Origin of the sequence: Streptomyces sp. NPDC053069 (assembly GCF_044546895.1) — a bacterium.
In the GTDB taxonomy this organism is placed as follows: Bacteria; Actinomycetota; Actinomycetes; order Streptomycetales; family Streptomycetaceae; genus Streptomyces.
Genome location: NZ_JBITZN010000002.1, coordinates 1 through 15,595, shown reverse-complemented (window position 1 = coordinate 15,595; position 15,595 = coordinate 1). Strand labels below are relative to the sequence as shown.

Below are 15,595 nucleotides of genomic sequence, written 5' to 3'. Positions count from 1 at the left end.
ACACCCCTGCGGCTGCTGCGGGACGGGGCTCGGGCATGGCGCCTCCTGACGTGCGGGGGGCGGGCATAGTTAGGCAGACCTAACCACGGGCTGGATACCATGTGACCACGCCCGGACGTCCTGCGCAATATGTTGCCGACGGCTTGTCGGAAAGTCGGAGGGCCAGGGCCGGTCAGGCCGTGAGCGTCTCCAGACCCGCGTCCGCCCAGCGCTCCCCCAGGCCGGTCAGCGTCACGTGCCGCACCTCGTCCGTGGTGTCTCCGACGGCGCGGTGGATGACGACCTGGAGGCGATCCTCGGTCAGTTCCTCGACCTTGCCCTCGCCCCACTCCACGACGACCACCGAGTCGGGCAGCGAGACGTCGAGGTCCAGGTCCTCCATCTCGTCCAGACCACCGCCGAGCCGGTAGGCGTCGACGTGCACGAGGGGCGGGCCGTCGCCGAGGGAGGGGTGCACCCGGGCGATCACGAAAGTCGGTGAGGTGACCGCGCCGCGCACGCCGAGGCCCTCGCCCAGGCCCCGGGTCAGCGTGGTCTTGCCCGCGCCCAGCTCGCCGCTGAGCATCACCAGGTCACCCGCGCGCAGCAGCTTGGCCAGTCGGCGGCCCAGCTCCCGCATCTGTTCGGGCGCGGTGATCGTCAGCCGGGTCTCAGCGGGGTTGTGCGGTGCTGCTGGTGCTTCCATAGCCAGTAACGGTAGCCCCTGCGGGCACCGCACCCGCACGGGTGAGCAGGTCGGCGAGGCGGTCGGTGACCACTTCCGGGTGCTCCAGCATCACCAGGTGCCCGGCGTCCGGGACGAGGACCAGCTCGGCGTCGGGCAGCAGGTCGGCGATGGCCTCGCTGTGCTCGCTGGGCGTGACCAGGTCCCGGACGCCGGCCAGCACGAGCACCGGCATCTCCCGGAAGCAGGCGAGCGCCTCGGTCTTGTCGTGGTCGGTGAAGGCCGGGTAGAACTCGGCGACCACGTCGATCGGCGTGGACTCGATCATCCGCTCCGCGAACCGCTCGACGGCCGGGTCGACGTCCCGCCCGGCGAACGAGTACCGCTTGATGATCCCGGCGAACAGGTCGGCGGTGGCCCGGCGCCCCTTCTCCACCAGCTCCGCCTGCTGTCCGAGCGCCTTCAGCACCCCGGGCAGGATCCGGCGCACCGCGTTGACGCCGGCGAGGGGCAGCCCGAAGTTGACCTCGCCGAGCCGCCCGGACGACGTACCGACGAAGGCGGTGGCGACGACCCGTTCCCGGATCAGCTCCGGGTACTGGGCGGCGAGGGCCATCATGGTCATGCCGCCCATCGAGTGGCCGACCAGCACGATCGGCCCCTCCGGTACGGCGGCGTCGAGGACGGCCTTCAGATCGCGGCCGAGCTGGTCGATGGTGACCGGCACCCGGTCCCGGGTCTGGGCCACGCCCCGCCCGGACCGGCCGTGACTGCGCTGGTCCCAGTGCACGGTCCGCACCACCCCGCGCAGGGCCGCCCGCTGGAAGTGCCAGGAGTCCTGGCTGAGGCAGTAGCCGTGGCAGAAGACGACGGTCACGGGCGCGGGGGCCTTCCGGCCGAAGAGGCGGCGCCGGCGCGGGGAGACGTTCGGCCCGAGGTCGGGCTCGGCCTCGTCGACCTCGTAGTACAGCTCGGTGCCGTCGTCGGCGTGCGCCTTGCCGGGGGTGCCGCGCAGGGTGCCGTAGGGGCCCGCGGAGTCCAGTGCCAGCCGGGCCTTTCTGCGCATGCCGCGGCCCACCGTCATCCGCTCGACGGCGACGCCGGCCGCCGCGCCCGCGGCGAGCACGCCTATCGCGGCACCGGCGATGCCGGTCGCCCTGCGCCAGCTACCGGCCGCCCCCGCGGCGGAGGCGGCGGCCGCCGAGGCGACGACGTCCGCCACGGCCTCCGCACTGCTCTCGCTCACGTACCGCTCCTCTTCGCCGTACTGCAGTTCGCTGGGTGGGTGAAACGAATGAAACCTGTGATGCAGGTGTGATGCCGGACTGCCGTTGTTGCCGCTGTTGCCGTGCCGCTCGGGAACGGGTTACCCGAGTTCTTCCCCGTTCACATAGACGCGGGGAACCCGGGTTCCGATGCGTGTGACGATTTCGTACGCGATCGTGCCGCAGGCCTGCGCCCAGTCCTCGGCGGTGGGCTCACCGCGGTCGCCGGGTCCGAAGAGGATCGCCTCCGCGCCCGCCTCCGGCTCGTCCCCGCCGAGGTCCACCACGAACTGGTCCATGGCGACCCGCCCGGCGACCGTGCGCCACTTGCCGTCGACCAGCACCGGACCGGTGCCGGAGGCGTGCCGCGGGATGCCGTCCGCGTAGCCCACCGGCACCAGGCCGAGGGTGGTCTCGCCGGGGGTGACGTAGTGGTGGCCGTAGCTGATGCCGTGCCCGCCCGGCGCGCGCTTGACCAGGGCCAGCGAGGCGCTGAGCGTCATGACGGGGCGCAGCCCGAAGTCGGCGGGGGTGCCCAGCTCGGGGCTGGGCGAGATGCCGTACATGGCGATGCCCGTGCGGACCAGGTCGAAGTGGGTCTCGGGCAGGGTGAGCGTGGCGGGCGAGTTGGCGATGTGCCGCACCTCGGGCCGCACGCCCTGTTCCTCGGCGTACGCCAGCATCTCCCGGAACCGGTCCAGTTGGGCGGCGATGGACGGATGCCCGGGCTCGTCGGCGCAGGCGAAGTGCGACCACAGCCCGGTGATGCGGACCAGCCCCTCGGCCTCGGCGCGCAGCGCCTCGGCGACCAGTTCGGGCCAGTCGGCCGGCTGGCAGCCGTTGCGGCCGAGCCCGGTGTCGGCCTTGAGCTGCACGCGCGCGGTGCGTCCGGCCTCGCGGGCCGCCGCCACGACCTCCCGCAGGGCCCACATGCCGCTCAGGGACACGTCGATGTCCGCTTCGACCGCCTGCCGCCAGGGTCCGCCCGGCACCCACAGCCAGCACAGGATGGGCCCCGGCAGCCCGGCCGCGCGCAGCGCGAGGGCCTCCTCGGGCGTGGCCGTGCCGAGCCAGCTCGCGCCCGCCGCGAGGGCCGCGCGGGCACACGGCAGCGCCCCGTGGCCGTAGCCGTCGGACTTGACGACGGCCATCAGGGCCGCGCCCTTCGCCCGGGCACACAGGGCATGCACATTGGCCCGCAGGGCGCCCAGATCGATCTCGGCGCGGGCGCGCAGGGGGGCGGTCGGCACAGTCGCAGTCTCACTCATCGCGCCCCCAGTCTCTCAGAGGGCCGTACGGGCCCCGGGTGCAGTGTCAGGTACCCGGCCGCCGCCCCCACACCTGGACGCAGCCCCAGGAGCCGACGGCGGGGTGGATGCTGCCGTGGACGGCGTGGAAGGTCTCACCGCCGTCGGGGAACTGGGCGTACGGCATGGGCTCGTTGTGCAGGGGCGACACATGGTTCTCGTGCCGCCGGCAGAGAAGCCGATGGCGTCCTTGATCATGCGATCAGCCAAACGTGGGGCTTCTCCGGTTCGGCGGTCCTGGTTGCTCGCGCCCAGGCGGGCGGAGCCGCATCCCCCGCCCGCTGCGGCACAGGGCAACGCACGGGCTCAGGCGCGGACGTCCCGCCAGGCCTCCGGGATCCGTGCCGCCACGTCATGCGCCCCGACCGGTGCCCCGTCGGCGGCGAAGCGGCCGGCCAGCCCGTGCAGATACGCCGCCGCACTGCCCGCGTCCATCGCCGGCAGCCCCGCCGCCAGCAGCGACCCGGCAAGCCCTGACAGCACGTCACCACTGCCCGCGGTGGCCAGCCATGAGGTCCCCGTGGCGTTCACCCGCACCGCCCCGCCCGCCGAGTCGGCCACCAGCGTCGTCGAGCCCTTGAGCAGCACGGTCGCCCGGTACATCGCCGCCAGCTCGCGCACCGCGGCCAGCCGAGCCCCCTCGACCTCCTCCCGCCGCGCCCCCAGCAGCGCGGCGGCCTCTCCCGCGTGCGGGGTCATCAGGGTCGGCGCCGTACGCCCGCGCACCGCGTCCCGCTCGGCCAGCCGCAGCCCGTCCGCGTCGATCAGCACCGGCACGTCCGCGCGCAGCACTTCCGCCACGGTCACCGCGTCGTCGCCCGCTCCCGGCCCGACCACCCAGGCCTGCACCCGCCCGGCCCCGGCCGGACCGGTGTCGGACACGAGGGTCTCCGGGAAGCGTGCGATGACCGCATCACCCGCGGGTCCGACGTACCGTACGGCGCCCGCACCGCCCCGCAGTGCCCCGGACACGGCGAGCACGGCGGCCCCCGGATACCGCGCGGACCCGGCGGCGATGCCCACGACCCCCCGCCGGTACTTGTCACTCTCCGCCGTGGGCACCGGCAGCAGCCGCGCGACCTCGGCATGCTGCAGTGCCTCCAGCTCGGCCTCGCCCGGCAGCTCCAGCCCGATGTCGACGAGCCGTACGACGCCGGCGTACTCCCGCGCCGGATCGATCAGCAGTCCGGGTTTGCAGGTGCCGAAGGTGACGGTGAGGTCGGCCCGGACCGCGGCCCCCCGCACCTCTCCGGTGTCGGCCTCGACCCCGCTGGGCAGGTCCACGGCCACCACGGCGGCCCGGGACCGCTCCACCCGTCGCGCGAGCTTCTCGGCGTCGGGCCGCAGCCCGCCCTTGCCGCCGATCCCCACGATCCCGTCGACGACCAGATCCGCACCCTCGATCAGCTCGTCGACGGCATCGGACGCGGCGACGGTTCCCCCGGCCCTGCGCAGAGCGGTGAGCCCCCCGCCGTGCGCCCGTTCGGGCGTGAGCAGTACGGCCGTGACCCCGGCTCCCCGCCGGGCGAGCCGGGCCCCCGCGTACAGCGCGTCCCCGCCGTTGTCGCCGCTGCCGACGAGCAGCACCACCCGGCTGCCGTACACCCGCCCGAGCAACTCGGCGCAGGCGGCGGCCAGCCCCGCGGCGGCCCGCTGCATCAGCGCACCCTCCGGCAGCCGCGCCATCAGTGCGCGTTCGGCCGCCCTTACCGTCTCCACGCTGTACGCAGTACGCATGGCACCGAGTCTGCCCCGGAACCGCGGCCGTCCACACCCGGGGCACCGGGCCTGTCCGGCGGATCGGGCCGGTTCCCGGAGGCGGTGTCGGGTCCGTGCAGGTGAGGGCCCTGGGGGGTGTCGTTCGGATCAGGCCGGTCGGCACCCTCTAGCCCTCGGCGATCACCACGGCCGAGGCGACCCCCGCGTCATGGCTGAGCGACACATGCCAGGACCGCACGCCCAGTTCCGCGGCCCGCGCCGCCACGGTCCCCGTCACCCGCAGCCGGGGCTGCCCGCTGTCCTCGACGTACACCTCGGCATCGGTCCAGTGCAGTCCGGGCGGCGCGCCGAGCGCCTTCGCCAGTGCCTCCTTGGCGGCGAACCGGACCGCGAGCGAAGCGATCCCGCGCCGCTCCCCGCTGGGCAGCAGCAACTCCCGTTCCACGAACAGCCGGTCGGCCAGCCCCGGGGTCCGCTCCAGCGACGCACGGAACCGGTCGATCTCGGCGACGTCGATCCCCACTCCGATGATGCTCATGCCGGGCAGCCTACGATCGCGCGCCCCGCCGCACCCGCCCACCTGCCGGAATCCCGGTGCCGAGCCGCGCATCACCCGTCTACGCTGCGCTCCATGACGTCGCAGTCCTATCTTTCCGGCCTGTTCTCGCTGGACGGCCGTGTCGCCGTGGTGACCGGAGGCAGTTCCGGCATCGGCCGTGCCATCGCCGGGGCACTGGCGCGGGCCGGTGCGAGTGTGGTCGCCGTGGCCCGCGGCAAGGAGCAACTCGCCGAGACTGTGGGCCGGTTGACGGCCGAGGGCTGCCGGGCCGGCTGGGTCGCGGCCGATCTGAGCACCCGGGACGGCGTACGCGCCGCGGCCGAGGAGGCGGCCGGTGTCTTCGGGGAGCCCGACATCCTCGTCAACTCGGCCGGGATCAACCTGCGCCCGCCGATGAGCGAGCTGGGCGAGGACGTGTGGGACGCCACCATGGCCGTGAACCTTCAGGCGCCCTTCCTGCTGGGGCAGCGGTTCGGGCCCGGCATGGCGGAGCGGGGCTTCGGCCGGATCATCCACATCACCTCCCAGCAGGCCCACCGCGCCTTCGTGCAGAGCGGTGCGTACGGCGTCTCGAAGGGCGCGCTGGAGTCGCTGGCCCGCTCGCAGGCCGAGGCCTGGTCGCCGTACGGCGTCACCGTCAACACCCTGGTGCCGGGGTTCGTGATGACGCCGCTCAACCAGCGGTTGTCGTCCGACCCGGAGAAGGTGGCGGAGCTGGCCGCGCGCACGATGACCGGCCGCAACGGTCTCGCCGAGGACTTCGAAGGCGCGGCCGTCTTCCTCGCGAGCCGCGCCTCCGCCTATGTCACGGGCCAGTCGGTCTTCGTGGACGGCGGCCTGTCGGTGCACTGAGGCCGCAGACCGGTGGCCGCCACGGCCTACTCCACCGTCACCGACTTCGCCAGGTTGCGTGGCTGGTCCACCTCGTTGCCGCGGGCGGCGGCCAGCTCGCAGGCGAAGACCTGCAGGGGGACCGTGGCGACCAGCGGCTGCAGCAGGGTCGGGGTGGCCGGGATGCGGATCAGGTGGTCGGCGTAGGGGACCACCGCCTCGTCGCCCTCCTCCGCGATCACGATCGTGCGCGCCCCGCGGGCCCGGATCTCCTGGATGTTGGAGACGATCTTGTCGTGCAGGACCGAGCGGCCACGCGGGGAGGGGACGACCACGACCACCGGCACGTCCTCCTCGATCAGGGCGATCGGGCCGTGCTTCAGCTCGCCCGCCGCGAAGCCCTCGGCGTGCATGTAGGCGAGTTCCTTGAGCTTGAGGGCGCCTTCGAGGGCCACCGGGTAGCCCACGTGCCGGCCGAGGAACAGGACCGTGCTCTTCTGTGCCAGTGTCCGTGCGAGCGCCCGCACCGGCTCCATGGTCTCCAGAACCCGCCCGACGTCCTCCGAGATCCCGGAGAGGTCCTTGATCACCGCCAGGATCTCGTCGCCCCACTTGGTGCCGCGCACCTGGCCCAGATACAGGGCGACCAGGTAGCAGGCCACCAGCTGGGTCAGGAACGCCTTCGTGGAGGCGACCGCGACCTCGGGGCCCGCGTGCGTGTACAGCACCGCGTCCGACTCGCGCGGGATCGTCGAACCGTTGGTGTTGCAGATCGCCAGCACCTTGGAGCCCTGCTCACGGGCGTGCCGCAGGGCCATCAGGGTGTCCATGGTCTCGCCGGACTGCGAGATGGCGATGACCAGGGAGCGGCTGTCCAGGATCGGGTCCCGGTAGCGGAACTCGCTGGCCAGCTCCACCTCGCACGGGATCCGCGTCCAGTGCTCGATGGCGTACTTGGCGATCAGGCCGGCGTGGAAAGCCGTACCGCAGGCGACGATGACCACCTTGTCGATCTCGCGCAGCTCGGAGGGCGAGATACGGACCTCGTCCAGCGTCAGCGAACCCGACGGGTCGATCCGGCCGAGCAGCGTATCGGCGACCGCCTTGGGCTGCTCGGCGATCTCCTTGAGCATGAAGTAGTCATAACCCCCCTTTTCGGCGGCGGAGGCGTCCCAGTCCACGTGGTAGGAGCGGACGTCGGCCGGGCGGCCGTCGAAGCCCGTGACCGTGACGCCGTCGCGGCGCAGCTCCACCACCTGGTCCTGGCCCAGTTCGACCGCCGAGCGCGTGTGGGCGATGAACGCGGCGACGTCGGAGGCCAGGAACGCCTCACCCTCTCCAACGCCCACCACCAGCGGGGAGTTCCGCCGCGCGCCCACGACCACGTCCGGCTCGTCGGCGTGCACCGCGACCAGCGTGAACGCACCCTCCAGCCGTCGGCACACCAGCCGCATGGCCTCCGCCAGGTCGGCGGTCGCCGAGAACTCCTCGGCGAGGAGGTGCGCGACGACCTCGGTGTCCGTCTCGGAGGCCAGTTCGTGGCCCCGCTCGGCCAGTTCGGCCCGCAGCACCGCGAAGTTCTCGATGATCCCGTTGTGGACGACGGCGACCCGGCCCGCGTTGTCCAGATGGGGATGGGCGTTGGCGTCGGTCGGTCCGCCGTGCGTGGCCCAGCGGGTGTGCCCGATACCCGTCGAGCCCGTCGGCAGCGGTCGTTCGACCAGTTCCTTCTCCAGGTTGACCAGCTTCCCGGCCTTCTTCGCCGCGGCCAGCCCGCCGTCCGCCAGCACGGCGACACCGGCCGAGTCGTATCCCCGGTACTCCAGCCGCTTCAGTCCGGCCATCACGACGTCGAGCGCTGACTGTGACCCTACGTATCCCACGATTCCGCACATGAGCCGCAGCCTACGGCCCGTCCGGCACCGGAAAACGCTTCCGTGTGCCCGAATTCGGAAATTCCCACCGCCATACGAACCGCTCGTTGGGCCGCGGGCGTGACGGACCCCACCCGCCGTCCCGTTCAAACTCCGTTAACAATGGACTGTGATCTCACCGGTCTCCTCGATGCCCCGGAGCGCCCACCGGCACAGGCCGGAGGCGACTCCCTACGTCGACCTCACCCGCGCCGAGTGGAGCGCTCTGCGCGACAAGACGCCGCTGCCGCTCACCGCCGAGGAGGTGGAGAAGCTGCGCGGTCTGGGAGATGTGATCGACCTGGACGAGGTGCGGGACATCTACCTCCCGCTGTCCCGGCTCCTCAATCTGTACGTGGGTGCCACCGACGGACTCAGAGGCGCCCTGAACACCTTCCTCGGAGAGCAGGGCTCCCAGTCCGGCACCCCGTTCGTGATAGGTGTCGCCGGCTCCGTGGCCTGCGGCAAGTCCACCGTCTCCCGGCTCCTGCAGGCCCTGCTGTCCCGCTGGCCCGAGCACCCGCGCGTCGAACTGGTCACCACCGACGGCTTCCTCCTGCCCACCAAGGAGCTTCAGGCCCGCGGTCTGATGTCGCGGAAAGGATTCCCCGAGTCCTACGACCGCCGGGCCCTCACCCGGTTCGTCGCCGACATCAAGGCGGGCAAGGACGAGGTCACGGCGCCCGTCTACTCCCACCTCATCTACGACATCGTCCCGGACCAGCGGCTCACGGTCCGCCGGCCCGACATCCTGATCGTCGAGGGACTGAACGTCCTGCAGCCCGCCCTCCCCGGCAAGGACGGCCGCACCCGGGTCGGTCTCGTCGACTACTTCGACTTCAGCGTGTACGTCGACGCCGGCGCCGAGGACATCGAGCGCTGGTACCTCAACCGCTTCAAGAAGCTGCGCCAGACCGCCTTCCAGAACCCGAACTCGTACTTCCGCAAGTACACCCAGGTCTCCGAGGAGGAGGCCCTGGACTACGCGCGCACCCTGTGGCGGACGATCAACAAACCCAACCTGATCGAGAACATCGCCCCCACCCGGGGCCGCGCCACCCTCGTCATCCGCAAGGGCCCGGACCACAAGGTGCAGCGACTGCGGCTGCGCAAGCTGTAACCCTGCCCGTTGGACGGGCTCGGATGGGCACCATGCTGCACCTGCGCCTGATCACCCCGGCCGAGCGGACCGACGACGTGGTCCGACTGCCGGAACCCTGACACTGCTGGCCCAGAAGTGCTGTGGGCCAGACAGCGCGAGCGTACGGCGAGGGCCGGCGGCTTCTAGAACCGCCTTTCGCAGTTCGTGTTGACGGTGTCGCCGGGGTCGGCGAACACCGTGTCGGTGTCGCCGCCGTCGCCGCAGTTCACCGTGTCGCCACCGGCGTTGTCCTGGACGCCGATCGTGTCGTTGCCGCCGTCGGTGGTCACGGTGTCGGTGCCCGTACCGGCGTCGACGGTGGTGTTGACATGAACCGTGGAACCGTCGAAGGAGTCGTTCCCGTCGCCCAGCGCGATGGCGAGCCGGGTCACCGTGCTGACCGGGCCGCAGTCGGCGCTGGTGGTGCTGTTGGGCACCCGGGTGCAGCCCGGGCCGATCGCAATGCCTTTGGTATCGGTGAGGATCAGATGGCTGTTGGCGTTGACGGTGGCCGTGACGACGTTCGCCACACCGGCGCGCGCCTGGAGTCCGACGAGGCCGCCGAAGATGCGGAACGCCGTGGAGCCCGGCGTCTGGGCTGCGGCCGGGGCGGCGGCCGAGGTGACGAGAAGACCCGCCACCAGGGCCGGACCGGCCGCTCGCTTCAGGGTGCTGCTCACGATCTTCATGCTGTGCTTCTCTTTCGTCGAGGGGGACGCCGCTCTCAGCGGCCTCGACGTCAGAGAAACAGTACGTGACGGATCGTGCACTTTTTGCTACGCCCTGGGGATCAACCCAGGGCCGACTTCACCGCGTCGGCCAGCCGCCCGGCCACCGACCGCGCCTGGTCGATGTCGGCCGCCTCGACCATCACCCGCACCAGCGGCTCGGTACCCGACGGACGCAGCAGCACCCGGCCGGTCTCACCGAGTTCCCGCTCGGCCTCGGCCACAGCGGCGGCCAGGTCCGCGGAGGTGCGCACCCGCGACTTGTCCACGTCCGGCACATTGATCAGCACCTGCGGCAACCGCTCCATCACGGCGGCCAGCTCGCGCAGGCTGCGCCCGGTGTCGGCGATCCGCGCGGCCAGCAGCAGCCCGGTCAGCGTGCCGTCACCGGTCGTCGCATGATCGAGGATGATCACATGCCCGGACTGCTCGCCCCCGAGGGCGTAGCCGTGCTCCTTCATCTCCTCGAGCACATAGCGGTCGCCCACGGCCGTCTGCACGAGCCGGATCCCGGCCTTCTCCATCGCGAGCTTGAAGCCCAGGTTGGACATCACCGTGGCGACCACTGTGTCGGACCGCAGCTCGGAGCGCTCCCGCATCGCCAGCGCCAGCACGGCGAGGATCTGGTCGCCGTCGACCTCCTCGCCGATGTGGTCCACGGCCAGGCAGCGGTCGGCGTCGCCGTCGTGCGCGATACCGAAGTCCGCGCGGTGCTCCAGGACCGCGGCCTTCAGCCTGTCGAGGTGGGTCGAGCCGCAGCCGTCGTTGATGTTGAGCCCGTCCGGCTCCGCACCGATCGTGACGATCTCGGCGCCCGCCCGGGAGAACGCCTCCGGCGAGACCCCCGAGGCCGCGCCGTGCGCTTCGTCCAGGACGATCCTCAGCCCGTCGAGCCGGTTGGGCAGTACCGACAGCAGATGGCCGACGTACTGCTCGAATCCCTCGTCGTACGAGCGGACCCGGCCGACCCCGGCCCCCGTCGGCCGCTCCCACGGCTCGCCGTGCCGGTGCGACTCGTAGACCGCCTCGATCCGGTCCTCCAGGTCGTCGGCGAGTTTGTGGCCGCCGCGGGCGAAGAACTTGATGCCGTTGTCCGGCATGGCGTTGTGGCTGGCGGAGAGCATCACACCGAGGTCGGCACCGAGCGCGCCGGTCAGATACGCCACCGCGGGCGTCGGCAGCACGCCGACGCGCAGGACGTCCACGCCGGCGCTGGCCAGGCCCGCGACCACGGCCGCCTCCAGGAACTCCCCGGACGCGCGCGGGTCCCGTCCGACCACCGCCTTCGGGCGGTGGCCCTCGAAGGTGCCCGCCTCGGCCAGCACGTGCGCCGCCGCTACGGACAGGCCGAGCGCCATCTCGGCGGTCAGGTCCGCGTTGGCGACACCGCGCACGCCGTCCGTGCCGAAGAGTCGTCCCACTTGTCCTCCTGAGGAAGCGTCCTTGCTGCCATGCATGGTGGCAGACGCCGGGTCATCCGATCACACCAGCCTTTGAACGTCTTGTGTCGTTATACGCCCTTGGCCGGGATAAACGAACGCCCCGACGGCACATGTGGCGTGCCGCCGGGGCGTTCGGAGTACGAGCAGGCAGCTGCTGGTTAGCGCTTGCTGTACTGCGGAGCCTTGCGGGCCTTCTTCAGACCGGCCTTCTTCCGCTCGACCGCGCGGTCGTCGCGGCGCAGGAAGCCGGCCTTCTTCAGCGGGCCGCGGTTGTTGTCGACGTCGGCCTCGTTCAGGGCGCGGGCGACACCGAGACGCAGTGCACCGGCCTGACCCGAGACACCGCCACCGGCGATGCGGGCGACGACGTCGTAACGGCCGTCCAGCTCGAGCACCTTGAAGGGCTCGTTGACTTCCTGCTGGTGCACCTTGTTCGGGAAGTAGTCCTCAAGGGTGCGGCCGTTGATCTTCCACTTGCCGGTGCCCGGAATGATCCGGACGCGGGCGATGGCGTTCTTGCGGCGACCCAGGCCGGCGGCCGGCTGGGGCTCACCGAAGCGGGAGGCCAGGGACTCCGAGGTGTACTCGCCCTCGACGGGGACCTCGGACTCGGTGGTGTAGCTGTCGATGTCAAGCTCTTCGAGCGGCTGCTCGGCAGTGGTCTCGGCCACGATTCTCCTCAGATTCTCTTCAGTCTTAGGGGGTGGCCGGACTTACTGCGCGACCTGGGTGATCTCGAACGGCACCGGCTGCTGGGCAGCGTGCGGGTGCTGGTCACCCTTGTAGACCTTCAGCTTCGAGAGCATCTGACGGCCCAGGGAGTTCTTGGGGAGCATGCCCTTGACGGCCTTCTCGATGGCCTTCTCCGGGTTCTTGTCCAGCAGCTCGTCGTAACGGACGGAGCGCAGACCACCCGGGTAGCCGGAGTGGCGGTACGCCATCTTCTGGGTCCGCTTGTTGCCGGAGAGGTGCACCTTGTCGGCGTTGATGATGATGACGAAGTCACCAGCGTCGACGTGCGGCGCGTAGATCGGCTTGTGCTTGCCCCGGAGAAGGGTCGCTGCGGTGGTGGCGAGACGGCCCAGGACAACGTCCTGAGCGTCGATGACGTGCCACTGGCGCGTCACATCGCCGGGCTTGGGGCTGTACGTACGCACGGTTCGTAGCCTTCGCTTCGAGTGAATGGTCCTGAACAGGTCACCGAAACGATCACGACAGCCTTGACCGCACCGCGGTGACGCAAACCGCGTGCTGATCGCTGGTCATCGGCCCGGTGGACCGGTGTAAGGGCCCGTCCCGTGAGAATGAGCAAGCCAATACACAACGAAGAAGCAGGTTACCTGCACGGCCCCGGACGGGTCAAAACGAGGCTCTTCCCCCTCATGTCGCCGGACAAACAAGGCATGCCGCCGCACCCGCCCCGGCATCTTGCGCACCCCGTCTAAGATGCGCCCCATGAGTTACGGGCAGGGGGGACCCCAGTCTCAGTGGGATCCCTGGAAACCGCAGTCGCAGCAGCCCTGGAACAGTGGGGGTGACGACGACACTCCCGACTGGGCCGCGCTCGCGGAGGCCTCGGAGACCCGCAACAAGCGCCGCAAGCTGCTGTTCATGGGCGGCGGCGCGCTCGCCACGGTCGCGATAGGCACCGCGGTCGCCATGGCCGTCGTCTCCGCGAACAGCGACGACGGACCGCAGGCCGGTCCCAGCAGCCTGCCCGCCAGCGCCGCCCTGCCCAGCGGCTCGGCCACGCCGTCCTTCGCGCCCACCAGCGCCCCGCCGCCGCTGGACCCGAAGGACTTCATCGCCAGCGCCAAGAAGGACACCGCCCCGCTCAGCGCCGACACGCTCTTCCCCGGCACCCAGCTGACCATGGGCGACACGGTGTACAAGAAGGGCGCCACGGCCGACACCACCCACTGCGCCTCCGCCGCCGGCGCCAACCTGCCGAAGATCCTGACGGCCAACGGCTGTACCCGCCTGATCCGCGTGACCTACAGCAAGGGCGGCATCGCGGGCACCGTCGGCGTCGCCGTCTTCGCCGACCAGACCCGGGCCGAGCAGGTCAAGAAGCAGGCCAAGAAGAACGCCATGGTGCGCTCCCTGCCCGGCAAGGGCGTCAAGAACTTCTGCAACGCCGCGGTCTGCCTGACGACCACGAACTCCGTCGGCCGCTACGCCTACTTCACGACCGTCGGCTTCCTCGACGGCAAGAACGTCGCCAAGACGGACACGAAGGTCTTCTCCGTCGGCAACGACCTGCAGCAGTTCATCTTCGACCAGATCTACCGCCGCGGTCAGGCCCAGGCGTCCGCGGCGGCGAACCGGTAGCTCAGCAGCACCCCGCCGACGGAAGCGAGCGCTTGTTCCGCGCCTCCTTGCTGCGCGCGGCCAGCAGCTCGTCGGCGGGGTAGCCCACCTCCTCCAGGGTCAGCCCGTGCGGTCGTACGACATGCACGGCGGAGTCCCGCACCCCCGCGGCCAGCACCTTCCCTGGCCACTCGGGGCCACGGTGCCCGTCCCCGACGAACAGCAGCGCGCCGATCAGCGAGCGCACCATGTTGTGGCAGAACGCGTCGGCCCGCACGGTCGCGGTGATGATCCCGTCGGCACCTTTTTCGAGGCTCAGCTCCTGAAGGGTGCGAATCGTGGTCGCCCCTTCCCTCTTCTTGCAGTACGCCGCGAAGTCGTGCTCGCCGAGCAGCGCCTGCGCGGCCTCGTTCATGGCGTCCACGTCGAGCGGCCAGTCGTGCCAGAGGACGTGGCCCCGCAGGAGGGGGTCCACTCCCCCGGGATTGTCGGTGACGCGGTAGGCGTACCGGCGCCAGACGGCGGAGAAACGGGCGTTGAAGCCGCTCGGCGCCGGCCGGAGCGCCCATACCCGCACGTCCTTCGGCAACCGCCCGGCGAGCCGCTTGAGCAGCTTCTGGTTGTGCTCCCGCCAGACCTCCTCCGGCAGGTCCACGTGCGCCACCTGCCCGCGCGCGTGCACCCCGGCGTCGGTCCGCCCGGCGACCGTCAGCTCGTATGTCTCCCTCGACCGCGTCACCGTGCGCAGGGCGTCCTCGATCTCGCCCTGCACCGTCCGCTTGCCGCCGGCCTGCTTGGCCCAGCCGTGGAAGTCGCTGCCGTCGTAGGAGATGTCGAGGCGGACACGGACGTGGCCGGGCTGTACTTCGTCACTCACGTGGGAATCCTCTCAGGGCACGGCCTTGTGAAAAAACGCGAAAGCGGGCCCGCCCCCGAAGGGCGGACCCGCTTTCACGTCAGGCAGAGCCTCAGGCGTCCTTCGACTCCTCGGCAGCGGCCTCCTCGGCCGGCGCCTCGGTGGTCTCCGCAGCCTTGGCCTCGTCGGCCTCCTTGACCGCACGCTTGGTGGCGGCCTCGGCCTCACCCACGGCCTTCTGCTGCACCGTCAGCGCCTCGACCAGCTCGATGACGGCCATGGGCGCGTTGTCGCCACGGCGGTTACCGATCTTGGTGATGCGGGTGTAGCCACCCGGACGGTTCTCGTACCGCGGGCCGATCTCGGTGAAGAGCGTGTGGACGACGCCCTTGTCCGTGATGACCTGGAGCACCTGACGGCGGTTGTGAAGGTCGCCCTTCTTCGCCTTGGTGATCAGACGCTCGGCGTACGGGCGCAGGCGGCGGGCCTTCGCCTCGGTGGTGGTGATACGGCCGTGCTCGAAGAGGCTCTTCGCCAGGTTGGCGAGGAGGAGCTTCTCGTGCGCGGCGCTGCCGCCCAGACGGGCACCCTTGGTGGGCTTCGGCATTGTTCTTCTCCTGTGTGTCTGCCCCGGCCGTGTCAGGTACCGGGGTCAGGAACCCGATGAGCGGATGCTCACCGGCTGCGACCGATCAGTACTGCTCGGTCTCCACGAAACCCGCGTCCGCGTCGTCGTCGGCGCCGAAGGCGTCGGCAGCGGCCGTGGGGTCGAATCCGGGCGGGCTGTCCTTCAGGGCCAGGCCCATGCCGGCCAGCTTCGCCTTGACCTCGTCGATGGACTTCGCACCGAAGTTGCGGAT

The 15,595-nt window shown here is 71.1% G+C and carries 15 protein-coding genes and 1 pseudogene; 3 read left to right on the top strand and 13 right to left on the bottom strand.

Annotation, left to right across the window (positions count from 1 at the left end):
• Positions 1-172: 172 nt before the first annotated feature.
• From tsaE to ACIGXP_RS03690, 5 genes are all read right to left on the bottom strand, one after another.
• Positions 173-685, bottom strand: coding sequence for a tRNA (adenosine(37)-N6)-threonylcarbamoyltransferase complex ATPase subunit type 1 TsaE (tsaE, locus tag ACIGXP_RS03710; RefSeq protein WP_399763637.1), 513 nt, complete (start codon positions 683-685; stop codon positions 173-175).
• The gene (locus ACIGXP_RS03705) at positions 651-1,910 is read right to left on the bottom strand and encodes an alpha/beta fold hydrolase (RefSeq protein ID WP_399763633.1); all 1,260 of its coding nucleotides are present in this window, start codon (positions 1,908-1,910) and stop codon (positions 651-653) included. Before ACIGXP_RS03705 ends, tsaE begins: the two co-directional genes overlap by 35 nt.
• Before the next feature lie 120 nt (positions 1,911-2,030).
• Positions 2,031-3,197, bottom strand: coding sequence for an alanine racemase (gene alr, locus ACIGXP_RS03700; RefSeq protein WP_399763630.1), 1,167 nt, complete (start codon positions 3,195-3,197; stop codon positions 2,031-2,033).
• 345 nt (positions 3,198-3,542) lie between these two features.
• Positions 3,543-4,973, bottom strand: a complete 1,431-nt coding sequence (locus ACIGXP_RS03695) for an NAD(P)H-hydrate dehydratase (RefSeq protein WP_399763629.1) — start codon at positions 4,971-4,973, stop codon at positions 3,543-3,545.
• Positions 4,974-5,121: 148 nt separating this feature from the next.
• On the bottom strand, positions 5,122-5,493 hold the full coding sequence (locus ACIGXP_RS03690) for a holo-ACP synthase (protein WP_351239047.1): 372 nt from the start codon (positions 5,491-5,493) through the stop codon (positions 5,122-5,124).
• Between the two features lie 93 nt (positions 5,494-5,586).
• Here ACIGXP_RS03690 and ACIGXP_RS03685 point away from each other — a divergent pair, with 93 nt between their 5' ends.
• Positions 5,587-6,366: an SDR family NAD(P)-dependent oxidoreductase gene (locus ACIGXP_RS03685; RefSeq protein WP_399763625.1), complete on the top strand. Its 780-nt coding sequence runs from the start codon at positions 5,587-5,589 to the stop codon at positions 6,364-6,366.
• Positions 6,367-6,392: 26 nt separating this feature from the next.
• Here the strand turns inward: ACIGXP_RS03685 and glmS are convergent, their stop codons facing one another.
• Positions 6,393-8,240 (bottom strand): glutamine--fructose-6-phosphate transaminase (isomerizing), encoded by a 1,848-nt coding sequence (gene glmS, locus ACIGXP_RS03680; RefSeq protein ID WP_399763623.1) that lies wholly within the window; start codon positions 8,238-8,240, stop codon positions 6,393-6,395.
• 169 nt (positions 8,241-8,409) lie between these two features.
• Between glmS and coaA the strand changes: the two genes are divergently transcribed.
• The gene (gene coaA / locus ACIGXP_RS03675) at positions 8,410-9,378 is read left to right on the top strand and encodes a type I pantothenate kinase (RefSeq protein ID WP_399764808.1); all 969 of its coding nucleotides are present in this window, start codon (positions 8,410-8,412) and stop codon (positions 9,376-9,378) included.
• A 164-nt stretch (positions 9,379-9,542) separates the two neighbouring features.
• Here the strand turns inward: coaA and ACIGXP_RS03670 are convergent, their stop codons facing one another.
• The 4 genes from ACIGXP_RS03670 to rplM form a co-directional block, all read right to left on the bottom strand.
• Positions 9,543-10,079, bottom strand: a complete 537-nt coding sequence (locus tag ACIGXP_RS03670; RefSeq protein WP_399763620.1) for a hypothetical protein — start codon at positions 10,077-10,079, stop codon at positions 9,543-9,545.
• A gap of 110 nt (positions 10,080-10,189) precedes the next feature.
• Positions 10,190-11,548: a phosphoglucosamine mutase gene (gene glmM, locus ACIGXP_RS03665; protein ID WP_399763617.1), complete on the bottom strand. Its 1,359-nt coding sequence runs from the start codon at positions 11,546-11,548 to the stop codon at positions 10,190-10,192.
• Between the two features lie 179 nt (positions 11,549-11,727).
• Positions 11,728-12,240: a 30S ribosomal protein S9 gene (rpsI, locus tag ACIGXP_RS03660; RefSeq protein ID WP_399763614.1), complete on the bottom strand. Its 513-nt coding sequence runs from the start codon at positions 12,238-12,240 to the stop codon at positions 11,728-11,730.
• 42 nt (positions 12,241-12,282) lie between these two features.
• Positions 12,283-12,726: a 50S ribosomal protein L13 gene (gene rplM / locus ACIGXP_RS03655; RefSeq protein ID WP_014674395.1), complete on the bottom strand. Its 444-nt coding sequence runs from the start codon at positions 12,724-12,726 to the stop codon at positions 12,283-12,285.
• 298 nt (positions 12,727-13,024) lie between these two features.
• Here rplM and ACIGXP_RS03650 point away from each other — a divergent pair, with 298 nt between their 5' ends.
• Positions 13,025-13,900 (top strand): hypothetical protein, encoded by an 876-nt coding sequence (locus ACIGXP_RS03650; RefSeq protein ID WP_399763611.1) that lies wholly within the window; start codon positions 13,025-13,027, stop codon positions 13,898-13,900.
• Position 13,901: 1 nt separating this feature from the next.
• Here ACIGXP_RS03650 and truA read toward each other — a convergent pair whose 3' ends face one another.
• The 3 genes and pseudogenes from truA to ACIGXP_RS03635 all read right to left on the bottom strand — a co-directional run.
• Complete coding sequence (truA, locus tag ACIGXP_RS03645) at positions 13,902-14,756, bottom strand: tRNA pseudouridine(38-40) synthase TruA (protein ID WP_363214350.1); 855 nt, start codon at positions 14,754-14,756, stop codon at positions 13,902-13,904.
• Between the two features lie 91 nt (positions 14,757-14,847).
• Positions 14,848-15,342, bottom strand: coding sequence for a 50S ribosomal protein L17 (rplQ, locus tag ACIGXP_RS03640; protein WP_363214351.1), 495 nt, complete (start codon positions 15,340-15,342; stop codon positions 14,848-14,850).
• 85 nt (positions 15,343-15,427) lie between these two features.
• Positions 15,428-15,595 (bottom strand): annotated as a pseudogene (locus tag ACIGXP_RS03635) (DNA-directed RNA polymerase subunit alpha); the annotation flags it as partial.

What these genes read in the sequence shown, in the direction of transcription:
- tsaE (WP_399763637.1), bottom strand. Translation starts at nt 685, where the DNA reads ATGGAAGCACCAGCAGCACCGCACAACCCCGCTGAGACCCGGCTGACG.
- alr (WP_399763630.1), bottom strand. Translation starts at nt 3,197, where the DNA reads ATGAGTGAGACTGCGACTGTGCCGACCGCCCCCCTGCGCGCCCGCGCC.
- ACIGXP_RS03695 (WP_399763629.1), bottom strand. Translation starts at nt 4,973, where the DNA reads ATGCGTACTGCGTACAGCGTGGAGACGGTAAGGGCGGCCGAACGCGCA.
- ACIGXP_RS03690 (WP_351239047.1), bottom strand. Translation starts at nt 5,493, where the DNA reads ATGAGCATCATCGGAGTGGGGATCGACGTCGCCGAGATCGACCGGTTC.
- ACIGXP_RS03685 (WP_399763625.1), top strand. Translation starts at nt 5,587, where the DNA reads ATGACGTCGCAGTCCTATCTTTCCGGCCTGTTCTCGCTGGACGGCCGT.
- glmS (WP_399763623.1), bottom strand. Translation starts at nt 8,240, where the DNA reads ATGTGCGGAATCGTGGGATACGTAGGGTCACAGTCAGCGCTCGACGTC.
- coaA (WP_399764808.1), top strand. Translation starts at nt 8,410, where the DNA reads ATGCCCCGGAGCGCCCACCGGCACAGGCCGGAGGCGACTCCCTACGTC.
- ACIGXP_RS03650 (WP_399763611.1), top strand. Translation starts at nt 13,025, where the DNA reads ATGAGTTACGGGCAGGGGGGACCCCAGTCTCAGTGGGATCCCTGGAAA.
- rplQ (WP_363214351.1), bottom strand. Translation starts at nt 15,342, where the DNA reads ATGCCGAAGCCCACCAAGGGTGCCCGTCTGGGCGGCAGCGCCGCGCAC.